Genomic DNA, 649 nt, shown 5'->3' on the forward strand with positions numbered 1-649 from the left:
TCCCCCCATATTCAGACAGGATACCACGTGTCCCGCCCTACTCTTCGAGTTCACAACCTGTGTGCTTTCGTGTACGGGACTTTCACCCTGTACCGTGCGACTTTCCAGACGCTTCCACTAACACACAAGCTGATTCAGACTCTGGGCTGCTCCCCGTTCGCTCGCCGCTACTGGGGGAATCTCGGTTGATTTCTTTTCCTCGGGGTACTTAGATGTTTCAGTTCCCCCGGTTCGCCTCGTTAACCTATGTATTCAGTTAACGATAGTGTGTCGGAACACACTGGGTTTCCCCATTCGGACATCGCCGGGTCAAAGGTTCATATCACCTCGCCGGCGCTTTTCGCAGATTAGCACGTCCTTCATCGCCTCTGACTGCCAGGGCATCCACCGTGTACGCTTAGTCGCTTAACCTCACAACCCGAAGATGTTTCTTTCGATTCATCACCGGTTTGCGAAAATTTGAGAGACTCGAACACACATTAACTGTGTGTCGTTTCAATTTTCAGCTTGATCCAGATTTTTAAAGAGCAAAACTTCGCAATGCACTTCGCAGTACATTTTGAAATTTATCATTCATCAGACAATCTGTGTGGACACTACAAAGGCAGGTTCTTTAAGGTAAGGAGGTGATCCAACCGCAGGTTCCCCT

Annotated in this window: 1 rRNA gene; it reads right to left on the bottom strand. The window is 49.2% G+C overall.

Annotated elements, in window-relative coordinates:
• Nucleotides 1-411, bottom strand: a 23S ribosomal RNA gene (locus AAIR21_RS27765); the annotation flags it as partial.
• Between the last annotated feature and the right edge of the window lie 238 nt (nt 412-649).

The sequence above is a fragment of the Enterobacter sp. PTB genome, from assembly GCF_051130085.1.
GTDB lineage: Bacteria > Pseudomonadota > Gammaproteobacteria > Enterobacterales > Enterobacteriaceae > Enterobacter > Enterobacter ludwigii.